Below are 25,753 nucleotides of genomic sequence, written 5' to 3'. Positions count from 1 at the left end.
TCCTCATGCGCGTTGCGCTTGATCCAGCGCAACTCAGGCCAGTGTCTCCCCATGCAATGTCGCCGCGAAAATTCGAAATTGCAGATCGAGGCAGGACATGAAGGCGTATTTCATCGGTGGCGGCATTGGATCGCTCGCGGGCGCGGCGTTCCTCGTTCGTGACGCGCAGCTGCCGGGGCGGGACATCGTGATCTACGAGGCGCAGCCGCTGGTCGGCGGCAGCCTCGACGGCGCGCTGCTCGCGAACGGCGCTTATTCGCTGCGCGGCGGGCGCATGCTCACCACCGATCACTACGAATGCACCTGGGACCTGCTATCGAGCATTCCCTCGCTCGAACATCCCGGCCTCAGCGTGCGCGAGGAAACCGTCGCGTTCAACACCGAGAACCCCGTGCATTCGCGGGCGCGCCTGGTCGATCGCAACCGCTTCAAGCTCGACGTCTCGCATATGGGATTTTCCGCGCGCGACCGGCTCGAGCTGCTGCGGCTCACGGAGGCCTCGGAGGAGACGCTGGGAAACAGCCGCATCACCGACTGGCTGTCGCCCAAATTCTTCGAGTCCAATTTCTGGTACATGTGGCAGACCACTTTCGCCTTCCAGCCCTGGCACAGCGCGGTCGAGCTGAAGCGCTATCTGCATCGCTTTATGAACGAATTCCCGCGCATCGAGACTCTCGCCGGCGTCAAGCGCACCGTCTACAACCAGTATGACACGATCGTGCGGCCGCTTGCCGGCTGGCTCAAGGGGCAGGGCGTGCAATTCGTGCGCGGCACCGCCGTCACCGACATGGCGATCGAGAGCGAGGACGGACGCTTGCGGGTGCGCCAGCTCGTCCTCGACCGCGACGGCCGCACCACCAATGTCCGGCTCGAGGACGGCGACCTCGTGTTCTTTCAGAACGGCTCGATGACGGACGCCTCGAGCCTGGGCTCGATGACCGAGCCGGCTCCGCGCCTGACCAGGTCCGACAGCCAGGGTTGGGCGCTGTGGGAGAAAATCGCGAACGGACGTCCCGAATTCGGCAAGCCATCCGCGTTCAACGCGTCGATCCCGGAATCCTATTGGCTGTCATTCACTGTCACCTGCCGCGATCCGCGCTTCTTCGACAAGATGGAGGCGTTCTCCGGCAACAAGGCCGGCACCGGCGGCCTCGTCACGTTCAAGGATTCCAACTGGCTGATGTCGGTGGTGCTGTATCACCAGCCGCATTTCGCCGGACAGCCGAAGAACGTGCAGGTGTTCTGGGGCTATGCGCTGCATCCCGACCGCGTCGGCAATTTCGTGGCCAAGCCGATGTCCGATTGCGGCGGCGCCGACCTCCTGAAGGAGCTTTGCGGTCACCTGAATTTCGACCCTGGCGTGTTCGAGGATGCGATCTGCGTTCCCTGCCGCATGCCCTACATCACCAGCATGTTCATGCCGCGCACCGTGACCGACCGGCCGCTGCCGGTGCCGAGGAAATCCGTCAATCTCGCCTTCGTCAGCCAGTTCGTCGAAATCCCCGATGACGTCGTGTTCACCGTCGAATATTCGGTGCGCGCGGCCCAAATGGCGGTCTATCAGCTGATGAAGATTGATCGCCCGGTGCCGCCGGTGACGCGGCACGACAAATCGCTCGCGGTGATCTTCGCGACGCTGGAAAAGGCGTTCACGTGACGGGTGGAGCTACTTGAACGGATCCTGGATCGACGGCGCCGACTGATGGCTGACGTCTGGCGGAAGAACGCCCCGACTCACGATCGCGCCACAGCCAGTGGCAGGCTGATATGAAAGACGGCGCCTCCTGTCGGGGCGTTCTCGGCCCAGATGCGCCCGCCATGTGCCTCGATGATGGTGCGCGTGATCGAGAGGCCGATGCCCATCCCCTGCGTCTTGGTTGTGAAAAACGGCTTGAAGATTTCGGTTATCTTTTCTGTGCGGATGCCGTCGCCGGCATCTGCGATCGAGATCATGGCCTGATTGTTCGCAAGGCTGGTTCGACCGACGATGCGTCGCCGATCCTCCGGCAGATCGGTCACCGCTTCGATGGCATTCATGACCAGATTCAGAATAGCCTGCTGGAGCTGCCCTTTGTCGGCAGTTACGCGGATATCCGAGGACGATCGATCCGTCGCGAGCGCAACGTCGTAGGTCAGGGCCTGTACGGAAAGGAATCGAAACACCTCGCCGACCGTCGCGTTGAGATCGAGCTCGCGCCGCTCTGTGCGGGCCTTCTTCAGAAATGAGCGCACCTGAACGACGATCTCGTTGGCGCGCATATCGTCTCGGCGAATGTCACCCAGTATGTCCTTGATCACGCCGAGGTCAGGTGCCGGTGTCTGCAGCACCTGCTCGGCGGTCTCAGCATTGATCAGAATGGCGGCGAGCGGCTGGCTCAGCTCATGCGCGATCGTGGCAGACATCTCGCCCGCGGTCGCAAGGCGATTCATGTGGGCTAGCTCCGACATGCGCTGGCGTGTCTCGATCTCCGCCAGGAATCGCAGTCTGCGCTCGCGCAGGAGGATGGCGATCATCGTCGTCTTGCACCAGCAACGCGCCGACACTGATCATGACGCGCCAGTAATACTGCTCCCAGAAGCTCGGTTCTCGGAAACGCACCTCGCTGCCCGGAGGCAGATGGGCTTCGTCCACATTCCAGAGCTTGAGCTGCCGCCAGTCGAAGATCGGCTTCACGTTGTCCCCGGCAACGGGCGGGATGCTCGACGGCGATTCGCCGCCGAGAATCCGCATTGCCAATTGGCCGGCTTCCTGTCCGATGGTTTCGGGCAGCAGCAGGAAGCCGCCAACTCCCGTCCGCCCGAGAAATGTATCGGAGGTGATGATGATCGGGCGGTTCGCGCGCTCGGCGACACGCGCAAGCGCCGCGGCCGGCAAATAGTGGGTGCCTTCGCCGTCGGAATACATCGCCGAGGTCAGAATTGCAGAGCGGGGGGCAAGGAGCCGACCCGTTCGCGCACCTCCCGCAGCACGATGCCGGACAGATCGATAATCTTGAGATCCGGCATCGTGGTCGCGAATTCCTGTTTCCAGTGGCCATATATCAGCGGATTTTTCCATGCATCGCCAACGAGAACGACGCCGGTCAAGTCGGGAACGACCGCGCGTGCCGCAGTCAGTATCTGCGCCGGAGACACCTTGGCAAAGATTGCGGTCGTGCCGGGCAGGAACAGTGCGCGCGTCTCGGGCAGATCGGGCACGAAGCCGTAAACCACGGGTGCGGCGGGCCAGATGTCGTGCTTGTGCCCCTGAAGAAATCTCGCCGACGCGACGCCGATCGAGACGATGACGTCAATCGACCGGTGCGCGTATTTGGTCTTGAGATGACCGAGCAGGCTCTCCTCGTAGTCCGGTCCCGGGAAACGGGCGAGATCCAGGCTTTCGCCGTAGATCACGGTATGGATCTGTCCATTTTCCTTCGCCGCGGTGCGGATACCGGCAAAAATCTCCGAATAGAACGGCGAACGAAAGTCGGCGTCTTCCAGCACCAGGATCGAGCGCTGCCCCGGACCGTCGGCTGCAGGGCAATCATGTGCCAGGGTTGCGAACAGGCAGACGATCAGGAGCCGCTTGATCGCTATGACCATCCGCATTGCTGGACTCTGTGCCTGCCTGTGTCTGCAACGGGCGCCTCCTCAATGAGGACGCATCCGAGCATACCTGCCGGTTCCGAAGTTTCAACGAAAGGATTTGATCCGGCTGTGCCGCGCAGGCGGCAGTTCGCCTCGCCCGCCTCCAGAGCGAAGAAGGGTCGCTACTTGAACGGATCCTGGATCGACGGCGCCGACTGCCTGATACGACGCACGCTCACGGGCGTGCCGTCGGAAACGAACAGCAGTTCGTAGCTGCGGCCCTCGCTGTCGGTGGCAGAGCAGGTGACGTCAGTCACCTTCTTGGCGGCGAAATTGCCGGTCTGGCGGCAGAGGCCGGTGGAGGTCTGCTCGGCCGGCACCGGCAGGCCGTGGACCTTGGGGCGGTCCTTGGAATTGAGCAGCATGCGGTCGATCGGCAGCTCGTAGGAGTTGTCGTCGGCGCGCTTGCCGTTCTCGCCGGAGAACGACACGACGTGATTGTCATCGGCGGGATCGTCGACCGCGACCGCGAAATTGACCCGGCCCTTGTCACCATGGGCGTAGGCGACCGTCTTGCAGGCGAAGGTACGCCCGGCGACCTTCAGCGTCTTGCAGTGGCCGGACATCAGCGCCAGCAGGTCGACGTAAGCGTTTGGGGCCTGAGGGTTGTTGACGGGAATCGACAAGGAAGACTCGGCAAAACAAGGGCTTGCCAAGGCCATGAGGGCGGCGGTGAAGACTGGTCGGCAGAGGCGCATCGGAAGGCTCACGTGCCAAGGAACCCCGGAAAAGTTCCGTCCGATAACCAGCGAACCGCAAATTGGTTGCGATCCCGTTTGTTCTGCCGAATCCGTCTGAAATACCACCGCGCCACCCCCCAACTGCGATTCGTCCATATCGCCCAACCTATTCCCGACCGGCAATTGCCGCCCGGCCGGTGTTTTTTTCGTGGCGGAGCTAGCCCATCGTCGCCCGCCAGCGCGTATCGCGCAGGGAGGGACGGCGGTGCAGGCGCGCGTCGAGCAGCGCGCGGGCGCGCCGCAGGTCGCCGCCGCGCATGAGGGCAACGACAAAAGTGTCCTCGATCAACTCGCGCTGGGCGTGGCTGCCGCCGACGCGCACGATCTCACCGAGAACCGGCGCGAGCATTTGCACGCATGCCGCGTAATCCTCGTCCGCAAAGGCTGCCAGCGCGCGGCAGACCGCGGGCACCACGGGACCGGCCGGAAGCTTGCCATCGGCGAGCCGCTGCTCGATCGCGGCAAGACGTGTGGCGAGTGCCTCGCTATTTTGCGTCGCTGCCGCGAACAGCGCCATGTGGATATCGGCGAAGGGCAGGCTCGATTTCGGAAACAGCTTTTGCGCGGTGGCATCGCCTTCGACCCAGAGCGCTCCCGGCACGGCGTGGCCGTAAGCCGAAAGGCGCCAGAGCAGTGACGCGCTGTCGGTGACGGCATTCAGCGGCGGCGCCTGTGTCGCCTTCGGCTGCAGCACATCGGCATAGATCGCGAGCGCCCGCGCGGCATCGCCATGCTCCAGTGCGCCGAGCGCCTGATGCCAGCGGATGTGGCCGTGCAAGATGCCGGCGCGGTCGTAACTGGGGATCCAGTCGTCGACGAGCCGGTCAGCCGCTTCGATCGAACCGTCCTCGAACATCGCATGCAGCACGGCGTGCGCGGCATGGGCATTCTGCCGGCGCAGGTCGAAGCCGCGCTCGGTGACGCCGCGGCCGCGACCGACATTGCCGTTCTCGGTCGTTGCCCAGCCGTACATGGTGAGGAACCACCAATCCTCGCCATAGTGATGCGCGACGCGCTCGCACAGCTCTTGCCGCGCGCGGTCGTGATCGGCCATGCCGGAAAACGCGAACAGGCCGAACGCGCCGAGCGGCAGCGACAGCACCAATGCATCGCGCGGCCACGCCTGGACGTGCTTCATCGTCGCCGCGATTGCCTCGGGCAGCCGGCCCTCGATTGCGAGCGCCAGCGTCTCGACATGCGAACGCTCGCGTTCCGTGCCGCGTGTCACCACGAGCTCGCGCGCGAGGGCCGCCTTCTGCCGTGCCAGATCGCCTTGCTGATAGAAGCCATGCAGGCGGGCGCGGGCGATATGGGCCAGCGCAAAATCCGGATCGGCCGCAATCGCGCGCTCCAGCATCTCCGCCGTGCCGGTCCAGCCCGAGAGCATGAGGTCAACGCCCTCGCGATAAGCGGATGCCGCCTCGGGCGAAGAGGTAGTGATCGGTAGGCCGTAGCGATCTTCGAGGGCCATTCGTGTCTCCGTCTCAAGCCGTCCGCGCGCGACGTCCTTCGATCGGATAGGCCGGGTCGTTGTAGCCCGGCGTCGACGGATGACCTGGCACGACCAGTCTGTCGATCAGCGCCTCGTCCTCCGCAGTGAAGCGATAGTCGAGCGCGCCGGTGTAGCCGTCCCATTGCTCCTCGGTGCGCGGACCGGCAACGATCGAGGAGACAAAGGCGGAGTTCAGCACCCAGGCGACCGCGAACTGGCCGGCGGTGATGCCCTTTTTCTCGGCGTGAGCCTTGATCTCCTGCGCCAGTTGGAGCGATTCCGGCCGCCATTCGGTCTGCATCATGCGGGTGTCGTTACGGCCTGCGCGCGACTCCTTATCAGGAGCTGCGTCGGGCTTGTATTTGCCCGTCAGCACGCCGCGCGCCAGCGGGCTATAGGGCACGATGCCGAGGCCGTAATAGGAGCAGGCCGGAAAGTGCTCGACCTCGGGCATGCGGTTCATGGCGTTGTAATAGGGCTGGCTCACCGCGGGCCGGTCGATGCCGAGCCGGTCGCAGATGTTGCAGATTTCGGCGACACGCCAGGCGCGGTAGTTGGAGACGCCGAAATAGCGCACCTTGCCGGCGCGGATCAGATCGCCCATCGCGCGCACCGTCTCCTCCAGCGGAGTCGTGTGGTCTTCCTTGTGCAAATAATAGATGTCGATGTGATCGGTGCCGAGCCGCTTGAGGCTCTCATCCGCTGCCTGCAATACCCAGCGCCGCGACAGGCCGACACGGTTGGGATCGGTGCCCATCGGGTTCGCAAGTTTGGTGGCGAGCACCCAGGCGTGACGGTTGTTGCCGATCGCGCGTCCCACGACCTCTTCGGATGCGCCCTTCGAATAGGCATCCGCGGTGTCGATGAAATTGATCCCGGCCTCGTGCGCCTTCGCGATGATCCGCTTCGATGCCGCCTCATCGGTCGGCCCGCCGAACATCATGGTGCCCAGACAGATCGGCGATACTTTCAGGCCGCTGCGGCCGAGCTGGCGATATTGCATAGGGCGCGTCCTTGCTGCTTCTTGTGGCATCAGCATAGCGGCCCAGTGCTGTCATTGCGAGCGCAGCGAAGCAATCCAGAAATGCGTATACGGAAAGATTCTGGATTGCTTCGCTGCGCTCGCAATGACGAGCTTGGGAGCACGTCGCTCGTCAACGTCGACCTGGACAAGCGGAGCGCCGATCCAGGACCCATTACCCCGAGAGGAGATTTGACGAAGATTCGCGGTGAGCTGCTCGCGGCACGACGTCTCCCTGGGGTAATGGGTCCTGGCTTTCGCCAGGACGACAGTGGACCCTACCCCGGCCCCTTCAAAATCTTGAACACACCATTGGCCATCACCACGCAACGGCCGTCCACGCTGACCTCCGTGCTCATGAAGATCAGGCTGCGCGTCGCGCGCACCACGCGCGGGCGGGAGATCAGGATATCGCCGATCTGGCCGGCTTCGACGAAATGGGTGTCGAGCTGCACCGTTGCCATGAACTCTTTGCCGGAGACGTAACGGGCGGTCATGCCGCAGGTACGGTCCGCGAACGTCATCATCACGCCGCCCTGGACCATGCCGCGTCGATTGTGATGCTTGTCTTCTGTCGCCAGCGCGAATTCGTGTTGGCCGTCGACCTTGCGCTCCCACAGAGGGCCGATCAGATGCATGAAGCCCGTGGTCTCCAGGATGGTCCAGCCGTCTGCTTTCAGCCGTGCGGCGGCTTTGTTGGTCATGTCGTCGTCCATTCCCGAGCGGGTCTTGCGAACTCATTTCATCGGGGCCGGACGTGGTGTAGTCAAGCATCATGAGACCGTTCGACGATGCCACACGGCGGAATATCGCGGCTGCCTGTGCGGCCTTCACGCGACTGCCGGAGGACGAGCAGCCGGCGGCGTTGAAGCGTGCTGCGGTGGTGATTGCGCTGACCGCGGCCAGCGAGGGCGATGACACGGCGTTGCTGCTCACGCTGCGCGCATCGCATCTGCGCGCCCATCGTGGTCAATGGGCTCTGCCCGGCGGACGCTGCGATGCCGGCGAGACGCCGGTCGAGGCGGCGCTGCGCGAACTTGACGAGGAGCTTGGCCTGCGCCTCACCGGCGCGGAGGTGCTCGGCACGCTCGACGATTATCCGACCCGCTCCGGCTATCTGATCACGCCGGTCGTGGTTTGGGCCGCCGATAGTGCCGCGATCAAACCAAACCCGGACGAGGTCGCGTCCGTCCATCGCATCGCGCTTGGGGCGGTCGAGCGCGAAGATGCGTTCGATTTCGTCGCGATCCCCGAGAGCACGCGCCGTGTGATCCGCTTCCATCATCAGTCGAGCTTGATCCACGCACCGACGGCGGCCCTGATCTACCAGTTCCGCGAAGTGGTGGCAGGACGGCACACCCGCGTCACCGAGCTGGAGCAGCCGGTGTTCGCCTGGAAATGATGCGAGGGGCGAAAAAGAGGTAAACGGCGTGTTAACGTGACGGTTACCGGATGCCTGCTAAGAGGGCAGCATGCATCGATCGATTCGAAATGCCGTGAGACTGGTTCCACTCGCGCTCGTCCTGCTCGCGCCTGCCGCGCGCGGCGGCGAATCCGACGCGCTGCCGCCAGCCGTCCGCAATGCCAAAGCCCAACTGTTGTCGCAGTTTTTCGCGCAAGGCGGCGTGTCGCCCGCCGTGCTCGAATATCGCCGCAAGCTGCAGGAGTATCAGGCGGCGCGCGCGGCCTTCGACGAGGAAGCCGGCGCCTATTGGAGCCAGATCTCCGAGAAGCGGAAAGGTCGCAACGCCAAGCGGCGCAACGGTCAGCAGGTCACGCTCGACGACTACGTGCTGGAGCATCCGTCGCTTTATAACGGGCCGAAACGGCCGGTGAATCCGGAGCCGGAGGAAACCCCGGACCGCCCGACGAAAAAGCCGATCCCCGTGGTCGCCGATCTGCTGCGCGCGGCGCAGGAACTCTATCAGTTCACGCCGCAGCGGCCGGCCAGCGAAGTCGAATTCAAGCGCGTCTATGCACGCTACGCGCTGGCCTCGGGGCTGACGCGCGAGCAGGCGGTGCGGGTCTATGCGTTCGAGACCGGCGGCACCGGAAGTTACGACGTGCAGGCGGGAATCGAGCATGGCGGCAAGCGCGCCATTTCGACCGCGATAGGCTACAACCAGCTGCTGACGACCAACAGCGTCGAGCTGCTGGCCGAGCAAGGCCATGAATTCATCCGCGCGCTCTCTGATAAGGTGGCGAGGACCTCGGGCCCGGCGCGCCAGTCGCTCGAGCACAAGCTCACCGTTCTTAAAAAAATGGTGGCGCACGCCAAGTCGGTGCCCGATACCTGGTCGGAGCACGAGAAGATCGGCAATACCGCGCAGGGCTGGGCCATGCATGCCATGGTGCTCGACATCGATATCGGGCCGATGCTGCAGACCCACAAGCTGCTCACCTCGGTGCTGTTCGCGCGCGCCAAGGGCTATAGCCGCCCGCTCAGCGCGGCCGAACTCGAGATGATGAACCTCACCGGCGACGGCACCGGCCTCGACATGGTGACGATGCCGCAGGCCATGCGCGAGCAGGTGCCGACCTCGAACTTCTTCCAGCGCGGCGGCTACGAGCGCAACCCGGTCGCGATCCGCCACAACACGGTGGCGAAGCTGCTGGCGGTGACGGATACGAGGATGGACAGCAACAGCAACAACGCCGGCGCGCGGGAGCTGGCGGGGGCGTTTTAGACGGCGTCGTCCCGGCGAAGGCCGGGACCCATCACCACAGGGCGTGGTTTGGGAGGACAGTCGTTCGGTACTGCGACCGTCCGCAATCGAGGGATCACGCGGTATGGGTCCCGGCCTTCGCCGGGACGACAGCAATGCGTGGCGTCGCCGCGACCCGCCCTACTGATCCGACCCGAACTTGAACTTGCCGTCGCCTTCCAGGTACGGGCCGCTGCGCATGTAGAGCTGACCGTTGTGGCCGAGGAAGAACAGCGTGCCCTTCGGCACCTTCTTGGCGCCTTTCAGGAGTTCGCCGGCATTGCTGGTGCCCATCTTATAGGAAAGGGTCTTGCCGTCCTTGTCATAGGCGTAGCCGGTGTCGGGCTTGAGCTCCCAAGGTGTTGCAGCGGTCTGCGCCAATGCGGGTGTAGCGAACGCGCCGAGCACGGCCGTCACCAAAAAAATCCTTGTCGAAAATGCCATCACCCTATCCTCCCCATCGAGGCTCCCGGCTTGAACAAATCACGAACGGCGTTTCCAGGTCAATTTGCGAAAGCGCCGCAGCGCATCACGTCTTGCCGAGCAGTTTGTGATTTTCCCTTCGTCCCCGCGCGACTATGTTCCGCTTTCCGTCTAGAACGCAATTCGACAAAAACATTGGGTAGGGGATGATTCGAATGAACCTCGTCATTAAAGCTTGCTGGGCCGCCGGCCTGTTGCTGACGGCGCTCACGCCGGCCGCCCGGGCCGACGATTACCAGCTCAGCCACAACCAGAGGATTTCGTGCAGCCGCGGCCTGGCCCCGGGCAAGCTGAATACCGCGACCTGCAAGTCCTACACTTATCTCTTCAACACCAAGACCTCGGAATATTTCCGCTGCCAGGTCTCGCTCGCGCTGACCCGCGACAACAAGGAAGTCATCAACGTCCAGACCGACGGCGCCTGCACCAAGAAGCCGCGCATCTTCGAGACCGACGGCCATTACGATTTCGACGCCACCGAGACCGAGCCGCCGAACACCAATTCCTTCTTCGGCCCCGGCGGCTACTCGGTCTGGGCCGCCGACGTCGGCGCGCAGAAAGTCCGCGGCTGCATCATCATCTCCTCCGGCCTCGGCTCCGACATCTCCAAATGCCTGGATATGACCTTCCAGTGAGGGGCTGACCCGACCTGGCTGCGCCACCTCGCCGCACCCGCGGGTTCCCCAAAAATCGAGCCAGGACAGCCATTTACCGCAGTCCTGTTTTGACTTTTGGATGGGTTGACCCGCACCCTTCATCCGGCCAACTTCCCGGCCGGTTTGGGGAGTGAAAAGATCATGAAAAGGACGATTTTCGGCGTGGCCGCGGCTCTTACGCTGGCGGCCTCGGCGCCTTGCGCGCAGGCGCAATCCTTCATCAACGTGCTGACCGGCGGCACCTCCGGCGTCTACTATCCGCTCGGGGTCGCGATCGGGAAGATCTACGGCGACAAGATTCCGAACGTGAAGACGCAGGTGCAGGCCACCAAGGCGTCAGTCGAGAATCTGATCCTGCTCCAACAAGGGCGCGGCGAGCTGGCGTTCACGCTGGGCGACTCGCTGAAAGCGGCTTGGGACGGCGAAGAGGAGGCGGGCTTCAAGACCAAGCTCGACAAGCTGCGCACGATCGGCGCGATCTATCCGAACTACATCCAGATCGTCGCGACCGCCGAGAGCGGCATCAAGACGTTGGCGGACCTTAAGGGCAAGAGCCTGTCGGTCGGCGCGCCGAAATCGGGCACGGAGCTGAATTCGCGTGCGATCCTGGCGGCGGCCGGCATGAGCTACAAGGATCTCGGCAAGGTCGAGTATCTGCCGTTTGCCGAATCCGTCGATCTCATGAAAAACCGCCAGCTCGGCGCGACCCTGCAATCGGCAGGCCTCGGCGTGGCCTCGCTGAAGGATCTGTCGACCTCGAGCCCGATCGTTGTGGTGTCGGTGCCGAAGGAGACCGTCGACAAGATCGGCCTGCCGTTCATCGCGGCAACCATTCCCGCAAATACTTACACCGGGCAGGACAAGGACGTGCCAACCGCGGCCGTGGTCAACTATCTCGTCACCAGCTCGGCGGTGTCGGACGATCTCGCCTACCAGATGACAAAACTGGTCTACGAGTCGCTGCCCGAGCTCGCCAACGCGCATGCGGCCGGCAAGGAGATCAAGCTCGAGACGGCCGCCAGCGGCAGCCCGGTTCCGCTGCACCCCGGCGCGATCCGCTATTACAAGGAAAAAGGGCTGATCAAGTAATCAGCTCTCGTTATCGGACGTCATGGCCGGGCTTGTCCCGGCCATCCACGTTCTAAGAGCAGGCGAGAAAGTCCGTGGATGCCCGGGACAAGCCCGGGCATGACGGTCTGGAGGCGCTGTGCAATGTTATAAGCGCCACGGCGATCGGCGCGGGGACATATCGATGTTGCAAGCAGAGGGCAGCGAAGCGCCCATCAAGGTCGACTTCGACAATTTCGAGCACGGTTTTCCGGAAGGCTTTGGCCCGGGCTGGTGGGGCGCTCTTGCGTACTGGATCGGCATCGCCTTCGCGACCTTCCAGCTTTATGTCGCGGCCTTCAACTATCTGCCGAGCCAGGTGGTGCGCGGCGTCCATGTCGGTTTCCTCATTCTCCTCACCTTCGGCCTGATCGGCAACTTCACCGCCAAAAGCGATTTCGGCCGCGCGATCGGCTGGCTGATTGGCGGCGCCGGCCTTCTGTGCGGGCTCTATCAGTGGATCTTCTATGCGGATCTCATCGCGCGTGACGGCGATCCGACGCGCCTCGATCTCGTGGTCGGCACGCTGCTCGCTATCCTGATTTTCGAGGGCACCCGGCGGCTGATGGGCGCGGCGCTCCCGCTGATGTGCGGCGCTTGCCTCGTCTACTGGTTCTTCGGCCAGTATCTGCCGTCGCCGCTCAACCATCGCGGCTATGATTTCGATCAGATCGTCACGCATCTGTCGTTCGGCACCGAAGGTTTTTACGGCGTGCCGATCTACGTCTCGGCGACCTATATCTTCCTCTTCATCCTTTTCGGCTCGTTCCTGGAGCGCGCCGGCATGATCCAGCTCTTCACCGACGTTTCTCTTGGGTTATTCGGCAGGACCCGCGGCGGCCCGGCCAAGGTCGCGGTGTTCGCCTCGGGCATGATGGGCACGATCTCCGGCTCCGGCGTTGCCAACGTCGTCACCGTCGGCCAGTTCACCATTCCGCTGATGATCAGGTTCGGCTATCGCCGCGCGTTCGCGGCCGGCGTCGAGGCGACGGCCTCAATGGGCGGGCAGATCATGCCGCCGGTGATGGGCGCGGTTGCCTTCATCATGGCGGAGACGCTCGGTGTCCAGTACTCGGAGGTCGTGAAAGCGGCCGCGATTCCCGCGATGCTCTATTTCGCCTCCGCCTTCTGGATGGTGCATCTGGAAGCCGGCAAGCACGGCCTCACGGGCATGAAGAAGTCGGAGACCCCGAGCGCCTGGAAGGCGCTGGTGAAGGGTTGGTACCTCGTGTTGCCGCTCGCAGCCCTCGTCTACATGCTGTTCGAAGGCTTTACGCCACTCTATGCCGGTAGCATGGGCCTCGCGCTCACGGTGGGGCTGATCCTTGGCACCGCCATCACGACGGGCGCGTCTTCGATGGCGATCCGCTACATCTTCTGGATCGGGCTCGCGCTCGTCGTTGCCGCGCTGTCGCGCGACGGCCTTCAGATCGTGCCGGTCGCCTGCGTCGTCGTCGCATTGATCGTGATCACTGCGTTCGTGCGTGGCGGATTTTCCGCCTTGCGCGCCTGCCGCGATGCGCTGGCCGAAAGCGCGAAATCCGCCATCACCGTCGGCATGGCCTGCGCCATCGTCGGCGTCATCATCGGCATGATGTCGCAGACCGGCGTCGGCACCATCTTCGGCGGCTGGGTGATCGGCCTCGGCGAGAAGAGCCTGTTCCTGGCGCTGATCATGACCATGCTGCTGTCGATCCTGCTCGGCACCGGCATCCCGACCATCCCGACCTACATCATCACGGCAGCGCTCGCGGCGCCCGCGCTGGCGAAACTCGGCGTGCCGCTGATCGCGAGCCACATGTTCGCGTTCTATTACGGCATCATGGCCGACCTCTCGCCGCCGGTGGCGTTGGCGGCGTTAGCCGCAGCACCGATCGCGAAGGAAAATCCGGACAAGATCGGCTGGGAGGCGATGCGCATCGCGCTCGCCGGCTACGTCATCCCCTTCATCTTCGTCTATTCGCCGGCGCTGATGCTGCAGGCCGGCGATCCCATGGCTGCCAAGCTCGGCTTCTACGGCGCGGTGGCATTGGCTGCCTTGAAGGCCCTGGTGGCGATCGCCCTATTCGGCATGGTCGCGATCGGCTTTTTGTTCACGCGGCTGACGCTGCTCGAACGTGTCGTCGCGCTTGCTGGCGCGCTGTGCCTGCTCGGCGACTTCCCGTTCAGCGACACCGCGGGCTTCCTGCTCGCCGCGGCAATCGTGCTGTGGCAGTGGCGGCGGCGTCCGCCGGCGCCGGTCGAGGCGGTGTGAGCCTCTGCTTCGTCACAGCCTCAGGCGTGAAGGCGCTGGCGCTGTCCGCGTTCACGCTGGTGTGGACGCATTCGATCGCGAAGGTCGACTGGCAGGAAGACTGGCGCGTCACCCCCGCCGGGCTCGAACTGGTGCAGGCCCGCGTGAAGGGCACCGGCCCCGGCATGGAGCCGCCGCCCGAGGCGCGGCTGGTCGACGGCTGGTTTCAGTGGAGGCCCGCGCGGGCGCCGATGCCGGAGGTCGTGCTGGGCAATTCGGGCGCGGCTGGCGAATGGCGGCTATGCCATGACGGCAAGTGCCGGACGTTGTCCGAGATTGTCGGTCATCCCATTGGTGCTAACGTCACAAAGATGAGCGTCTGCAAAGATCCGTAGCCCGGATGGTGCGCAGCGCAATCTGGGGAAAGCGACCCCGGATTGCGCTGCGCTCCATCCGGGCTGCAAGAACAACAACACGGGAGGAACGCGATGGATCGGCTCAAGGGCAAGGTTGCAATGGTGGTGGGCGCCGGCTCGATCGGACCCGGTTGGGGCAACGGCAAGGCCACCGCGGTGACCTTTGCACGCGAGGGCGCGCAGGTGTTTTGCGTCGATCGCAACGGCGCAGCCGCCGAGGAGACTGCGAAGATCATCACCGGCGCAGGTGGCAAGGCGACTGCCTTCACGGCTGACGTATCTCGTGCGAGCGGGGTCGAGGCGATGGTCGCAGCGTGCCTGAAGGCCTATGGCCGCATCGACGTGCTCGACAACAATGTCGGCATCGCCGAGATGGGCAGCGTCGTCGAGGTGACCGAGGAGAGCTGGGACCGCGTCTTCAGCGTCAACCTCAAGAGCGCCTATTTCGCCATGAAGCACGTTATCCCTTTGATGGTGAAACAGGGCGGCGGCTCGATCATCAACATCTCCTCGATCGCCTCGATCCGCCACATGGGCATCTCCTACGTCACCTACGGCACCTCAAAGGCGGCGATGAACCAGATGACGCGCACCACCGCGATCGAATTCGCGCGCCACCATGTCCGCGTCAACGCGATCCTGCCCGGCCTGATGAAGACGCCGATGGTGGAGCATTCCGCCGGTCTCGCCGCCAGCTATGCCAAGGGCGACGTCGAAGCGATGTGGCGCGCGCGCGATGCGCAAGTGCCGATGGGTCACATGGGCGACGCCTTCGACGTCGCCAACGCAGCGCTGTTCCTGGCCTCGGACGAAGCGAAATATGTGACGGGGATCGAGCTCGTGGTTGACGGCGGGATCACGTGCAAGGCGGGGGCCTAAAGCACTTCAGTCAGTTCCGTCATCCTGAGGCGCGAGCCATGGGGCGCAACGCGCGCCATGGGGAGCCTCGAAGGATGAGCGGCCACGATGCAGCCGGGCCGTCGCCCTTCGAGGGCCGCTGAAAAAGCGGCCGCCTCAGGGTGACGGTTACGTGAGCTGCTCTACTGCGCCAGCGCGAGAATCCCGCCGGCGAATGAATGCCATGCCGCCGTTTCGCTGATCGGCCAGTTCAGCACCTTCACCGCCAGCAGCGCGAGCGTGCCGGTGATGTAGACCGGGTGCACGCGGCCCCCGGTGCGCCAGTCGCGTACCATGGCGACGACGAGCAGCAGCGAAGCGACCATCGCGGGCGCGATGGTGACGGGCACCGGCGGTGGCCCGGGCGGTCCCGGAGGCGCGAGGAAGGTGAGAAACCAGCGCGCGATCGCGGCATCAAGGATAGAGACCGCCGCGAGCAGCATCAGACGTTTGTGAATCTCAGGCTTTCGCGTGTTCATGATCGCGAGCACGAATACACCAGCGAAGAACGCGATCCCGCTCATCGGCACGATCGAGAAGGCGATGCCGGCCTCTTTCTGTCCGAGCGCCGCGGAATGCTGCATCACATGCACGGAGGCAAGGAAGCCGAAGATCGTCATCGCGGTCGCGAGCGAAACGCCGGCGATGCCGAGCGCACGGTGATTGACCACGCGACCTGAGGCGGCGAGCCATGTCTGGATCACGAAATAGAGAGACCAGGTGAAGAACAATAGACCATGGAAATGAATGACGGGACTTGCGGACAGTGTCCGTTGCGCGAGCGGCACAAAATAGGTCGGTGCGAAGCCGAGAAAAGCGGTGGCCGCGCAGGCCATTGCCATGTGGAGATAGAAATATCGTGCGGGCGACGCATCTCGCGCGCGCACACGACGGTCGTCGATCAGGGTCGTCATCTGGAGTTTGTCTGAAGAGATGGCGTTTGGTTCAAGCCCCTAACCACCTGTGCAGGGCGCTGGTCGCGTCCAACAGGATTTTAACCGCCGGCGCTCAATTCTGCGCGATCGAGCTCTTCCTCAATCCGATGGAACGCATCGTCGCCGATCACTTCCTTTGCGCGAAGGTCGAAGATCGACTTTCTCGCGGCCGCGATGCCACGACGGCGTAGCGGGTCGGCGGGCAGTTCGCCGTTCGTGATGCCGCCATGGGGATCGTCGTCGGCCTGCATCAGGATGGCGCGATATTCGAGCCGCAGGATTTCCGCTTCCTCCGACGGATCGTCCTCGATCGCGTCGAGCGCCGCGCGATAGGCGACGGCGCGGGCGCGCGCGACCTCGATGCCGACGGGATCGTCGTCCTTGAGGCCGAACGCCAGGATCAGCGGCCGCAGCGTCAGGCCCTGCACGATTAGCGTGCCGAGCACGACGGCAAACGCCGAGAAGACGATGAAGTCACGATGCGGAAAGCTTTCCGGCAAGGCAAAGGCGGTGGCGAGGGTGACGAGGCCGCGCATGCCACACCAGGAGATGATGAGGCCGCCCTTGGCCGAGGCGACCTGCTTCGGATCCTTGGCGTGATAGATCCCGTGCGCGATCAGCGCGCGCAGCGTCGTGCGGTAGAATGTGATCCAGGCCAGGCGCACCAGGACCACCGTGAGCAGGATCCAGGCCGCGGCCACGCAATACTCCCAGCGCACGTCCGCATCGAGCCGTGTCCAGATCGGCCGCATCTGCATGCCGATCAGCATGAAGGCGAGCACGTTGAGCACGAACACCATGGTCTCCCACACCGCATAGGAAGGTACACGCAGCCGCGCAGGCATGCGTGCCCCCGCCGTGCGCGCGATGGTGATGCCGTAGACTACGATGGTGAGGATGCCGGAGAGCCCGAGATGTTCGGCGGCAATCCAGACCATGAAGGTGGTGGCGAACTGCACGATGATCGCGCTCGGCGCTTCCTTCACGCGTTCCATGAACAGCGGGATGATGCGGCCTGCGACCAGGCCCGCGACGACGCTGCCGACCAGCGCCAGCGCCATGGTCGGCGCGATCTGGCTCCATGCCAGATGCTCGGTGGCGACCGCGCCGACCGCGATGCGATAGATCAGGAGCGCGGTCGCGTCGTTGAGCAGGCTCTCGCCTTCCAGGACCTTGACCATGCGGTGAGGCAGCTTCACCTGGCTCAGGATCGCGACTGCGGCGGCCGCGTCCGGCGGGGCGACGATGGCGCCGAGCGCAACCGCGGCGGCCCAGGGCATGTCAGGCATCAGCCGGTGCGCGACGTAGGCCACAGCGGCCGTGGTCAGGCCGACGGCGGCGACGACCAGGGTGGCGACCGGAACCCAATTGTTGCGGAGATCGCGCAACGACGTGTCGAAGGCGGCATCGAGCAGGACCGGTGCGACAAAAAGAGCCAATGCCAGATCGGGCTCCAGCGTCCAGGACGGGCTCGATGGCACAAACGCAATCAGCGCGCCCCCAATCGCGAGAAAGGTCGGGTAGGGGACCTTGATCCGCCGCGCCAGCGCCGATAATGCAACGGCGCCGAGCAGAAGCACAATGATCCATTCGAATGTCGACACGTTGATCCCCGAAACCGATTTGAGCGGCGCCACAAGCTAGCACCAATCCGGCCGTATGATGGATAGTGCGGCCATAAGGCAAGACCTCAACCCGGACCTTAACTCAAGACTTTCCAACTGTGGCGAGCATGCGTTCTCTCATTCAATGGTCCGGCGTCGGGTTGCTCTTCGCGCTCTCGTTCGCTGCCGCTCATGCTGCGACCGGCGGCGAACCGGCCGCGGTCCCGCAGGTCGACATCGCGCCCTGCCTCGCGGCTGCCGCAGCCGACGACATTGACAAGGCCGCCACGGTCTGCGCTGCCGTGATCGACAACGAGAAGACGGCGAAGGCCGACCTGATCAAGGCCCTGACCGCGCGCGGCGCGCTGTTTTCTCGGCGTGATCAGGTCGACCGCGCGATAGCCGATGACAGCCGCGCCCTGGAGCTCGATTCCGGTCTCGCCGATGTCTTCAACGCGCGGGGCGAGCTCTGGCTGAGGAAGGGCGACAAGCCGAAGGCGGTGCAGGATTTCGGCGCGGCATTGAAAATCGATCCGAACCACGAGAAGGCCAAGGCCAATCACAAGGCGATGGCGCGCGAGATCGAGCGGATCGGCGCGCAGATGGCGGTCGCGGGCAAGCCCAGTTTCATTTGCAAGGGTGCGCGCCGCCCCGTCGAGAAGGCGATCTGCGCCAACCGCGAGCTCGCCGATCTCGATCGCGAGGTCTTTGCGGCCAACGCGCGCGTTTTGCGCGAAGCGCGCAATGCAAGCGAAGCGAAGGCGCTTCAACGCGAGCAGGACGATTTCATCGCCCGCCGCAATGCCGGGTTCGGCCGGCCGGGGTACGATTTGAAGAAGGCGATGCAGGAGCGGCTGCGGCGGCTGAACGGGGCTGACGGGTATTGAGGCTCCTCGTGTCCCCGTAAGGCGGGCGAGCAAGGGAGGGGTCGATACGCCCCTGACACGCCTCGATTTGAACCGATTCTTTGGCCGCGGCGACAATGGTGAAAGCCTGATGTCCCGGAGTCCTATGCCATGTGCGGCACGCATCCTTCCGCGCAAATGTTCTCGTTTGCAAAAATCTCCTTTCGCTCGCTCCTTCTCAGCGCGGCAATGAGCGTCATCCTCGTCGCCCCTTCGTCGGCCGGTGTCGATTGCGTGATGGGGAGCAAGACCGTCCCGGCTGAGCTGATCCCGGCCTGCAGCGCCATCATTGACCAAGCCTCAAATCCATCCTCCGATCGCGCCGCGGCATTGCTGGTGCGCGCCGACGCCAATGCGCGGACCTCGGGCGGCCTCACGCAGGCGCTGCGAGATATCGATCGCGCCATTGCGCTCGATGGCAAAAACGCAAAAACCTGGCGCCTGCGCGGCGATCTCCTCCGGGAGGCCGGCGGCGATCTCAACCGCGCCGCGGCGGACCTCAGCAAGGCCATCGAGCTCGATCCGCAGGATTCGGAATCTTACGAGCTGCGCGGCGTCGTCTACACCAACCAGCGCCGGCTAGATCGCGCGCTTGCCGATTACGACCAGGCGATCAAGCTGAAGCCTGACAAGGCACAGGCCTGGTCCGACCGCGGCGTGACCTATTATCTCGGCGGCGACAACGAGAAGGCGATCCGCGATCTCAGCGAGGCGTTGCGGCTCGATCCGAACCGGCCGCGCAGCTACACCAATCGTGGCGCCGCCTACAAGAAGCTCGGCCAGCTCGAGAAGTCGGTTGCCGACGACGGCGAGGCGATCAGGCTCGATCCGAAGGTGCCCGAATATTACGACAATCGCGGGCTGTCGCTGGCTGCGATGGGCGAGTACGACAAGGCGATTGCCGATTACGATCAGGCGCTGCGGCTGGCGCCGCGGCCGAACTTCTTCACCAACCGCGGCGACTCCTATCACCTCAAGGGTGAGCTTGGCGCGGCGCTGAGCGACTACGAGGCCGCGCTGAAACTCGATCCGAATTTTGCGCAGACCTACAACAACCGCGCCGTGCTCTACAAGAAGACGGGCGAGCGCAGGAAGGCGCTGGCCGACTACGAAACCGCGCTCAAACTCGATCCCGGCAATGACAACGCCGCCGCCGGCCGCCGCGCTATGATCGCGGAGATCGCGAAATTCGGCGGCGAGCTGCTGCGGCCGCTCGCAGCGAATTCCGGCAATGGCCCGTCGTTCGATTGTGCCACTGCGAATCGCGAGGTTGAGAAGGTAATTTGTGCCGATCCACAGCTGGGCGTGCTCGATCGCCAGATCGCCGAGACCTATGAGCGCGTGCTGAAATCGGCCAGGTCCCGCCCGGCCGGCGACCTCCGTCGCACCCAGCGCGATTTCCTCGCCGCCCGCAATACCAGTTTCGGCCGCCCGGGCTATGATCTGAAGAAGGTCATGCAGGAGCGGCTGCAGCGGCTGAATGCGATGGATAGCTGAGCATTGTTCTTTTGAGCTTGAACCGCGGCCCGTTCCCGGGAAAATACCCCTCAAACAAGGCCGGTACTTGATCCCTGTCATGGCGGAACGTTTGTCCTGCCACAAGGTCAAGGCCAGGCGGATAAGGGAGGGAGCGCGGGAATGAACGTCCGAGGAAACGTCGACGGAAAAAGCCTCTATCACGAGGTTTATACGCGTTCGCTGGCCGATCCTGAGGGCTTTTGGGCCGAGGCGGCCAAGGAGATCGACTGGATCGAGCCGCCGAAAAAGATCTTCGATCCCTCGCAGGGCGTCTACGGCCGCTGGTACAGCGGTGGCGTCGTCAACACCTGCTACAACGCGCTCGACCGCCACGTCGAACGCGGCCGCGCCGACCAGATCGCGCTGATCCATGATTCGCCGCTGGCAAATAGCGTCACCAAACTCAGCTACGCCGAACTGCTGGCCGAAGTGCAGGCGCTCGCCGCCATCATGCAGGATTTTGGTGTCGCCAAGGGCGATCGCGTCATCCTCTATATGCCGATGGTCCCGGAGGCCGTCGTCGCGATGCTCGCCTGCGCGCGCATTGGCGCTGTGCACTCCGTCGTGTTCGGCGGCTTTGCCGCGAAAGAGCTCGCCACCCGCATCGACGATGCGCAGCCAAAGCTGATCCTGTCGGCGAGCTGCGGCATCGAGCCCGGCCGGATCGTGCAGTACAAGCCGCTGCTCGACGAGGCGATCAGGCTTGCGGGCGCAAAGCCGAAGGCCTGCATCGTGCTGCAACGTCCGCAGCTCGTCTGCGCCCTCACGCCCGGCCGCGACTATGATTGGGCGGGCCTGCGCCGCAAGGCGATGAACGACGGCAAGCAGGCGCCCTGCGTGCCCGTCGCCGCTACCGATCCGCTCTACATCCTCTATACCTCAGGCACGACCGGCATTCCCAAGGGCGTCGTGCGCGACAATGGCGGCCATCTCGTCGCGGTGAAATGGTCCATGTTCAACCTCTATGGCGTCAAGCCGGGTGAGGTCTGGTGGTGCGGCTCCGACATCGGCTGGGTGGTCGGCCACAGCTACATCGTCTACGGCCCGCTGCTGCACGGCGCGACCTCGATCATGTATGAGGGCAAGCCGGTCGGCACGCCCGATGCCGGCGCGTTCTGGCGCGTGATCAGCGAGCACAAGGCTGTCGCCTTCTTCACTGCGCCGACCGCGTTCCGCGCGATACGGAAAGAAGATCCGGAAGGAAAATTCATCCGGCAATACGACCTCTCGACGTTCCGCACGCTGTTCCTGGCCGGCGAGCGCGCCGATCCGCCGACGGTGGAATGGGCGGAGCAGCAGTTGAAAGTGCCTGTGATCGACCATTGGTGGCAGACCGAGACCGGCTGGTGCATCGCCGGCAATCCGGTCGGCTTAGGCCAGCTGCCGGTGAAGCACGGGTCGCCGACGGTGCCGATGCCGGGCTACCAGGTCGACGTGGTCGACGAAGCGGCAAAGCCGGTCGGTCCGAACACCATGGGCTCGATCGTCATCAAGCTTCCGATGCCGCCGGGCTGCCTGCCGACACTGTGGAATCAGGACGAACGTTTCAAGGAAGCCTATCTCACCGAATTCCCCGGCTACTACAAAACGTCGGATGCCGGCTACAAGGACGAAGACGGCTATGTCTTCGTCATGGGCCGCACCGACGACATCATCAACGTCGCCGGCCATCGGCTCTCCACCGGCGGCATGGAGGAGATCCTGGCTTCGCATCCCGATGTCGCCGAATGCGCCGTGCTCGGCGTCAAGGACGCGATCAAGGGCGAGGTCCCCTGCGGCTTCCTGGTGCTCAAGGCGGGTGTGAAGCGGGCCCCCGCCGAGATCGAGAAGGAGATCATCGCGCTGGTGCGCGACAAGCTCGGTCCCGTTGCCGCGTTCAAGCTCGCCATCACCGTCGGCCGCCTGCCCAAGACGCGCTCCGGAAAGATCTTGCGCGGCACCATCAAGAAGATAGCGGATGGTGAAGCTTGGACTATGCCGGCGACGATCGAGGACCCCAAGGTGCTCGACGAGATCGGCGACGCGCTGAAGGGGCGGGTGTGAATTTGCTTTGCGAGGATAGCCATTGAGGCGCGACGCCGCCTCTCCAATCCCGCTGTCATCGCCTGCGCCGGCAGGCCATTCCCCGCTTTCGCGGGGAATGACACTGGTAGCGGGAACGGCGTCCAGGGACTTACATTCTCCTCATTCCGCGCTAAACAGAGCGGGCCAATAGGGGACCTCGTATGCCACTCGCCGCTGCGCCGCGCCTGCTTGCAGCTGTGCTGCTCGCCATCATTCTCTCCGCCTGCTCCGCGCGCTACCAGACGCCGGTGGCGATGGGCGGCGATGATGACGACGCGGTCTGCCAGAGCCGCGGCTATGCGGCCGGCTCACCCGAATACGTGGCCTGTCGCAAGGACCGCGACGTCCAGCGCAGTGCCGCGACCACCCGCGCCGACCGTCGCCAGCGTGACCTCGGCGAATACATGCTGAACCATCCGGACCGGCCATGATGTAAGCTGCGGCATTATCCTGCCGCGACACATCTGCAACGCCGCAGTCGAATCGCAATCGCATTTGTCCTGATTTGATCGGCATCAAATCCTTCACCATCGCCTTTCTGCTCTGACGCTGATGTCGCGCAACGAAGCGCGCACATGGCTGAAGGGGAATGCAATGGACGAAATGATAAGAAGCGTGGCGCGGCTCGCGGCGCTGGGTGCGGCGCTGGTGGGGGCTATTGCCCCGGCGCGGGCCGCCGACTTGCCGATCTACAAAAAGGCGCCGCCGTCGGTAGAAGCCTTCAATCCCTGGATGGTGCGTTTGCGGGTGCTAGGCGTGTTGCCGGATGCGGGCGGCTCCACCGTCAATGTCGCCGGCGTTCCATCGCTGTCTTCGCCGAATTCGGGCCTCTCGATCAGTGATCAGGTCGTGCCTGAGCTCGACATCAGCTATTTCTTCACCAGGAATATCGCGGCCGAGCTGATCCTCGGCGTGACCCGGCATTCGATCAGCGGCACCGGCTCGCTTGCAAATCTGCCGATCGGCAAGACCACGCTGCTGCCGCCGACGCTGACCCTGCAATATCACTTCGACAATTTCGGCGCGTTCAAGCCGTACATCGGCGCCGGCGTGAACTACACCGTGTTCTTCAACAACTCGGCCGCCAATACGCCGGCCGCGATCGTCGGTCCGCCCGCGATCGTCGCCACCACCACGAGCCTGCATGTCAGCAACGCCTTCGGTGGCGCGGTGCAGTTCGGCTTCGACTACATGCTCGATCGGCACTGGGGCCTCAACGTGGACGTCAAGAAGCTCTGGTTGCGGCCGGACTATTCGGCGACGGTCAGTGGTCTGCCGGTCACCGGCACCGCGCATATCGACCCGTGGCTGGTCGGCGGTGGTGTGACGTATAAGTTCTGAAGTTTGCGGAAGCCACAAACAAAAACGCGGCGGGTTGGCCCCGCCGCGTTCGCATTCCCATTCGATGACCAGCAGGGAGCGAAGGATTACTCCTCCTCCTGGTCCTGCTTCTTGCCGCCGAGCGTCTTCAGCTTGGCGAACACGGCATCGACGTTGAGATCGTCGCTGGACCTCTCCGCGGGTTCGTACTCGTCCTTCTTGGTGGTTTCGGAGGCCGGCAGCAGGGTGGCGCCGCCATAGGCTGCGTCGATCGGCTTTTCCTTGGCCGCGCGCGCGACCTCGAAATCGAGCTCGATCTGCGAGCAGAGGCCGAGGGTGACGGGATCAATCGGCGTCAGCTGGGAGGTGTTCCAGTGGGTGCGATCGCGGACACTGGCGATCGTGCTCTTGGTCGTGCCGACCAGGCGCATGATCTGGGCATCCTTGAGCTCGGCATGGTTGCGCAGCAGCCAGAGGATGGCGCTCGGGCGCTCGTGGCGGCGCGAGACCGGGGTGTAGCGCGGGCCCTTGCGCTTGGGCTGCGGCGGCAGCACCACCTTGCTCTCCTGGAGGCGGAGCCGGTAGTCCGGGTTGTTCTCGCCCTTCTCGATCTCCTCGCGGGTCAGCTGGCCATTCGAGAGGGGATCCATGCCCTTGATGCCCTGGGCGGCGTCGCCATCGGCGATCGCGCGCACCTCGAGGGGGTGCATTTTGGTGAAATCGGCGACCTGATCGAAGGTCAGCGCGGTGTTGTCGAGCAGCCAGACGGCGGTCGCCTTGGGCATCAGAGGTGCGTTGCTCATGGCAAATCTCCTTTGTGCTTCGCCCACCCCTTTGGAGGCGAAACCGGTGGTCATCAGCGATGACTGGGAATTCGGGCTATATAAGCCCGGAGGGGGTAGCCACGCAATGGTTCTGCTATAGATAGTGCCTTGACAGCGCCCGAAAGGGGGCCCAATTCCCTCTGAAGTCCCTGTAAGACCGTACCCAAGCCCTATTCATCCATCGACCGCTGCCCGCCCATTTGGCGAGGTGATTCGGTCCCGAGATCGCTCAATGTCAGCCAAACCAGACCTCAAGATCGTGCTTTGTTCTCCCCGTGGCTTCTGCGCCGGGGTGGTCCGGGCGATCGATACCGTGGAACGGGCACTCGATAAATACGGCGCCCCCGTCTATGTTCGCCATGAGATTGTGCACAATAAATACGTCGTCGATGGGTTGAAAAAGAAAGGCGCGATCTTCGTCGAGGAACTCGCCGAGATCCCGGAAAACACCACCGCGCCGGTGGTGTTCTCGGCCCATGGCGTGCCGAAATCGGTTCCGGCCGACGCCACGTCCCGCAATTTGTTCTCGCTGGATGCGACCTGCCCCCTGGTCACCAAGGTGCACCGCGAGGCCGCAATCCATTTCAAGCGCGGCCGTGAGATCTTCCTGATCGGCCATTCCCATCATCCGGAGGTGGTGGGCACGCTCGGGCAGCTCCCGACCGGCGCCGTGACCCTGATCGAGACCGCGGAGGACGCGAAGACCATCGCCCCGAAGGATCCGAACAACCTCGCCTTCGTGACCCAGACCACGCTGTCGATCGACGACACCGCGGAGATCGTGGCGCTCCTGAAGGAGCGCTTCCCGAACATCAACGGGCCGCACAAGGAAGACATCTGCTACGCCACCACCAACCGCCAACTCGCGGTGAAGAAGGTGGCGCCGGTGGTCGACGCCCTGATCGTAGTCGGTGCGCCTAACTCGTCGAACTCGCAGCGCCTGCGCGAAGTCGCCGAGCGCGAGGGTTGCCCGATCGCCGTGCTGGCGCAGCGCGCCACCGAAATCGACTGGAAGCGGTTCGAGAACATCACCAGCCTCGGCATCACCGCTGGCGCCTCGGCACCGGAAGTCATCGTCGAGGAGATCATGGACGCGTTCGCCGAGCGCTTCACGCTGCATGTGGAGACGGTCTCGGCCGCGGAAGAGAACGAGTTCTTCCCGCTGCCGCGTCAGGTGCGCCCCGAAGCCGCCGCCGAGTAGAC

Annotated in this window: 25 protein-coding genes; 14 read left to right on the top strand and 11 right to left on the bottom strand. The window is 64.0% G+C overall.

All coding sequences use genetic code 11. The features are described from left to right. Window positions 1–97: 97 nt before the first annotated feature. A complete protein-coding gene (locus ABIB66_RS24150) occupies window positions 98–1,657 on the top strand; it encodes an oleate hydratase (RefSeq protein ID WP_354207764.1) in 1,560 nt (519 codons plus the stop codon). A 77-nt stretch (window positions 1,658–1,734) separates the two neighbouring features. Here ABIB66_RS24150 and ABIB66_RS24145 read toward each other — a convergent pair whose 3' ends face one another. The 7 genes from ABIB66_RS24145 to ABIB66_RS24115 form a co-directional block, all read right to left on the bottom strand. Then, the gene (locus tag ABIB66_RS24145; protein ID WP_354255928.1) at window positions 1,735–2,259 is read right to left on the bottom strand and encodes a sensor histidine kinase; all 525 of its coding nucleotides are present in this window, start codon (window positions 2,257–2,259) and stop codon (window positions 1,735–1,737) included. 121 nt (window positions 2,260–2,380) lie between these two features. Beyond that, on the bottom strand, window positions 2,381–2,875 hold the full coding sequence (locus ABIB66_RS24140; RefSeq protein WP_354255925.1) for a hypothetical protein: 495 nt from the start codon (window positions 2,873–2,875) through the stop codon (window positions 2,381–2,383). A 38-nt stretch (window positions 2,876–2,913) separates the two neighbouring features. Beyond that, a complete protein-coding gene (locus ABIB66_RS24135; RefSeq protein WP_354255922.1) occupies window positions 2,914–3,591 on the bottom strand; it encodes a hypothetical protein in 678 nt (225 codons plus the stop codon). Window positions 3,592–3,752: 161 nt separating this feature from the next. Then, window positions 3,753–4,328: a hypothetical protein gene (locus ABIB66_RS24130; RefSeq protein WP_354255919.1), complete on the bottom strand. Its 576-nt coding sequence runs from the start codon at window positions 4,326–4,328 to the stop codon at window positions 3,753–3,755. A gap of 199 nt (window positions 4,329–4,527) precedes the next feature. Next, the gene (locus tag ABIB66_RS24125; RefSeq protein ID WP_354255916.1) at window positions 4,528–5,841 is read right to left on the bottom strand and encodes a tetratricopeptide repeat protein; all 1,314 of its coding nucleotides are present in this window, start codon (window positions 5,839–5,841) and stop codon (window positions 4,528–4,530) included. Between the two features lie 13 nt (window positions 5,842–5,854). Continuing rightward, window positions 5,855–6,865, bottom strand: coding sequence for an aldo/keto reductase (locus ABIB66_RS24120; RefSeq protein WP_354255913.1), 1,011 nt, complete (start codon window positions 6,863–6,865; stop codon window positions 5,855–5,857). 296 nt (window positions 6,866–7,161) lie between these two features. Then, window positions 7,162–7,587, bottom strand: coding sequence for a PaaI family thioesterase (locus ABIB66_RS24115; protein ID WP_354207771.1), 426 nt, complete (start codon window positions 7,585–7,587; stop codon window positions 7,162–7,164). A 68-nt stretch (window positions 7,588–7,655) separates the two neighbouring features. On the opposite strand from ABIB66_RS24115, the gene ABIB66_RS24110 reads away from it, so the two are divergent. Together ABIB66_RS24110 and ABIB66_RS24105 are read left to right on the top strand one after the other, a co-directional pair. Next, window positions 7,656–8,285, top strand: a complete 630-nt coding sequence (locus ABIB66_RS24110; RefSeq protein WP_473308528.1) for an NUDIX hydrolase — start codon at window positions 7,656–7,658, stop codon at window positions 8,283–8,285. Window positions 8,286–8,355: 70 nt separating this feature from the next. Continuing rightward, a complete protein-coding gene (locus ABIB66_RS24105) occupies window positions 8,356–9,570 on the top strand; it encodes a hypothetical protein (RefSeq protein ID WP_354207773.1) in 1,215 nt (404 codons plus the stop codon). A 159-nt stretch (window positions 9,571–9,729) separates the two neighbouring features. Here ABIB66_RS24105 and ABIB66_RS24100 read toward each other — a convergent pair whose 3' ends face one another. Continuing rightward, a complete protein-coding gene (locus tag ABIB66_RS24100; protein WP_275170856.1) occupies window positions 9,730–10,032 on the bottom strand; it encodes a hypothetical protein in 303 nt (100 codons plus the stop codon). Between the two features lie 194 nt (window positions 10,033–10,226). Between ABIB66_RS24100 and ABIB66_RS24095 the strand changes: the two genes are divergently transcribed. From ABIB66_RS24095 to ABIB66_RS24075, 5 genes are all read left to right on the top strand, one after another. Next, window positions 10,227–10,706 (top strand): hypothetical protein, encoded by a 480-nt coding sequence (locus ABIB66_RS24095; RefSeq protein WP_354207776.1) that lies wholly within the window; start codon window positions 10,227–10,229, stop codon window positions 10,704–10,706. A 162-nt stretch (window positions 10,707–10,868) separates the two neighbouring features. Next, on the top strand, window positions 10,869–11,816 hold the full coding sequence (locus ABIB66_RS24090; protein ID WP_354207778.1) for a TAXI family TRAP transporter solute-binding subunit: 948 nt from the start codon (window positions 10,869–10,871) through the stop codon (window positions 11,814–11,816). Between the two features lie 163 nt (window positions 11,817–11,979). Next, the gene (locus ABIB66_RS24085; protein WP_354255910.1) at window positions 11,980–14,088 is read left to right on the top strand and encodes a TRAP transporter permease; all 2,109 of its coding nucleotides are present in this window, start codon (window positions 11,980–11,982) and stop codon (window positions 14,086–14,088) included. Further along, window positions 14,049–14,462: a DUF1850 domain-containing protein gene (locus ABIB66_RS24080; RefSeq protein ID WP_473266251.1), complete on the top strand. Its 414-nt coding sequence runs from the start codon at window positions 14,049–14,051 to the stop codon at window positions 14,460–14,462. The genes ABIB66_RS24085 and ABIB66_RS24080 overlap by 40 nt, the downstream gene beginning before the upstream one ends. A 93-nt stretch (window positions 14,463–14,555) precedes the next feature. Continuing rightward, a complete protein-coding gene (locus ABIB66_RS24075) occupies window positions 14,556–15,362 on the top strand; it encodes an SDR family NAD(P)-dependent oxidoreductase (protein ID WP_354255907.1) in 807 nt (268 codons plus the stop codon). A 161-nt stretch (window positions 15,363–15,523) separates the two neighbouring features. Here ABIB66_RS24075 and ABIB66_RS24070 read toward each other — a convergent pair whose 3' ends face one another. Continuing rightward, on the bottom strand, window positions 15,524–16,294 hold the full coding sequence (locus ABIB66_RS24070) for a hypothetical protein (protein WP_354207786.1): 771 nt from the start codon (window positions 16,292–16,294) through the stop codon (window positions 15,524–15,526). Between the two features lie 80 nt (window positions 16,295–16,374). Continuing rightward, window positions 16,375–17,952 carry a cation:proton antiporter gene (locus ABIB66_RS24065; RefSeq protein ID WP_275170863.1) on the bottom strand — a complete coding sequence of 526 codons (1,578 nt, stop codon included), beginning with the start codon at window positions 17,950–17,952 and terminating at the stop codon, window positions 16,375–16,377. 95 nt (window positions 17,953–18,047) lie between these two features. Between ABIB66_RS24065 and ABIB66_RS24060 the strand changes: the two genes are divergently transcribed. The 5 genes from ABIB66_RS24060 (at window position 18,048) to ABIB66_RS24040 (ending at window position 23,747) form a co-directional block, all read left to right on the top strand. Further along, a complete protein-coding gene (locus ABIB66_RS24060) occupies window positions 18,048–18,806 on the top strand; it encodes a tetratricopeptide repeat protein (protein WP_354207788.1) in 759 nt (252 codons plus the stop codon). Between the two features lie 129 nt (window positions 18,807–18,935). After that, a complete protein-coding gene (locus ABIB66_RS24055; protein WP_354207790.1) occupies window positions 18,936–20,321 on the top strand; it encodes a tetratricopeptide repeat protein in 1,386 nt (461 codons plus the stop codon). 141 nt (window positions 20,322–20,462) lie between these two features. Continuing rightward, the gene (locus tag ABIB66_RS24050; RefSeq protein ID WP_354061037.1) at window positions 20,463–22,385 is read left to right on the top strand and encodes a propionyl-CoA synthetase; all 1,923 of its coding nucleotides are present in this window, start codon (window positions 20,463–20,465) and stop codon (window positions 22,383–22,385) included. A 182-nt stretch (window positions 22,386–22,567) separates the two neighbouring features. Beyond that, window positions 22,568–22,837, top strand: coding sequence for a hypothetical protein (locus ABIB66_RS24045; RefSeq protein WP_275170866.1), 270 nt, complete (start codon window positions 22,568–22,570; stop codon window positions 22,835–22,837). Window positions 22,838–23,000: 163 nt separating this feature from the next. Continuing rightward, complete coding sequence (locus tag ABIB66_RS24040) at window positions 23,001–23,747, top strand: OmpW/AlkL family protein (protein ID WP_354255904.1); 747 nt, start codon at window positions 23,001–23,003, stop codon at window positions 23,745–23,747. Between the two features lie 86 nt (window positions 23,748–23,833). On the opposite strand, the gene ABIB66_RS24035 is transcribed toward ABIB66_RS24040, so the two are convergent. Continuing rightward, window positions 23,834–24,529 carry a DUF1013 domain-containing protein gene (locus ABIB66_RS24035; RefSeq protein ID WP_027565675.1) on the bottom strand — a complete coding sequence of 232 codons (696 nt, stop codon included), beginning with the start codon at window positions 24,527–24,529 and terminating at the stop codon, window positions 23,834–23,836. 253 nt (window positions 24,530–24,782) lie between these two features. Between ABIB66_RS24035 and ispH the strand changes: the two genes are divergently transcribed. Further along, the gene (gene ispH / locus ABIB66_RS24030; RefSeq protein WP_007597506.1) at window positions 24,783–25,751 is read left to right on the top strand and encodes a 4-hydroxy-3-methylbut-2-enyl diphosphate reductase; all 969 of its coding nucleotides are present in this window, start codon (window positions 24,783–24,785) and stop codon (window positions 25,749–25,751) included. Window positions 25,752–25,753: the final 2 nt, after the last annotated feature.

Source organism: Bradyrhizobium sp. F1.13.3 (assembly GCF_040548265.1).
In the GTDB taxonomy this organism is placed as follows: Bacteria; Pseudomonadota; Alphaproteobacteria; order Rhizobiales; family Xanthobacteraceae; genus Bradyrhizobium.
The sequence above is the reverse complement of the archived record's forward strand: the minus strand, read 5'-3'. Positions and strand labels throughout refer to the sequence as shown.

Coding starts and splice junctions, on each gene's coding strand:
- ABIB66_RS24040 (WP_354255904.1), top strand. CDS start 23,001: ATGGACGAAATGATAAGAAGCGTGGCGCGGCTCGCGGCGCTGGGTGCG.
- ABIB66_RS24045 (WP_275170866.1), top strand. CDS start 22,568: ATGCCACTCGCCGCTGCGCCGCGCCTGCTTGCAGCTGTGCTGCTCGCC.
- ABIB66_RS24130 (WP_354255919.1), bottom strand. CDS start 4,328: ATGCGCCTCTGCCGACCAGTCTTCACCGCCGCCCTCATGGCCTTGGCA.
- ABIB66_RS24120 (WP_354255913.1), bottom strand. CDS start 6,865: ATGCAATATCGCCAGCTCGGCCGCAGCGGCCTGAAAGTATCGCCGATC.
- ABIB66_RS24115 (WP_354207771.1), bottom strand. CDS start 7,587: ATGACCAACAAAGCCGCCGCACGGCTGAAAGCAGACGGCTGGACCATC.
- ABIB66_RS24055 (WP_354207790.1), top strand. CDS start 18,936: ATGTGCGGCACGCATCCTTCCGCGCAAATGTTCTCGTTTGCAAAAATC.
- ABIB66_RS24150 (WP_354207764.1), top strand. CDS start 98: ATGAAGGCGTATTTCATCGGTGGCGGCATTGGATCGCTCGCGGGCGCG.
- ABIB66_RS24135 (WP_354255922.1), bottom strand. CDS start 3,591: ATGCGGATGGTCATAGCGATCAAGCGGCTCCTGATCGTCTGCCTGTTC.
- ABIB66_RS24075 (WP_354255907.1), top strand. CDS start 14,556: ATGGATCGGCTCAAGGGCAAGGTTGCAATGGTGGTGGGCGCCGGCTCG.
- ABIB66_RS24035 (WP_027565675.1), bottom strand. CDS start 24,529: ATGAGCAACGCACCTCTGATGCCCAAGGCGACCGCCGTCTGGCTGCTC.
- ABIB66_RS24095 (WP_354207776.1), top strand. CDS start 10,227: ATGAACCTCGTCATTAAAGCTTGCTGGGCCGCCGGCCTGTTGCTGACG.
- ABIB66_RS24145 (WP_354255928.1), bottom strand. CDS start 2,259: ATGCGCGCCAACGAGATCGTCGTTCAGGTGCGCTCATTTCTGAAGAAG.
- ABIB66_RS24100 (WP_275170856.1), bottom strand. CDS start 10,032: ATGGCATTTTCGACAAGGATTTTTTTGGTGACGGCCGTGCTCGGCGCG.
- ABIB66_RS24050 (WP_354061037.1), top strand. CDS start 20,463: ATGAACGTCCGAGGAAACGTCGACGGAAAAAGCCTCTATCACGAGGTT.
- ABIB66_RS24125 (WP_354255916.1), bottom strand. CDS start 5,841: ATGGCCCTCGAAGATCGCTACGGCCTACCGATCACTACCTCTTCGCCC.
- ABIB66_RS24105 (WP_354207773.1), top strand. CDS start 8,356: ATGCATCGATCGATTCGAAATGCCGTGAGACTGGTTCCACTCGCGCTC.
- ABIB66_RS24090 (WP_354207778.1), top strand. CDS start 10,869: ATGAAAAGGACGATTTTCGGCGTGGCCGCGGCTCTTACGCTGGCGGCC.
- ABIB66_RS24085 (WP_354255910.1), top strand. CDS start 11,980: ATGTTGCAAGCAGAGGGCAGCGAAGCGCCCATCAAGGTCGACTTCGAC.
- ABIB66_RS24060 (WP_354207788.1), top strand. CDS start 18,048: ATGCGTTCTCTCATTCAATGGTCCGGCGTCGGGTTGCTCTTCGCGCTC.
- ABIB66_RS24070 (WP_354207786.1), bottom strand. CDS start 16,294: ATGACGACCCTGATCGACGACCGTCGTGTGCGCGCGCGAGATGCGTCG.
- ispH (WP_007597506.1), top strand. CDS start 24,783: ATGTCAGCCAAACCAGACCTCAAGATCGTGCTTTGTTCTCCCCGTGGC.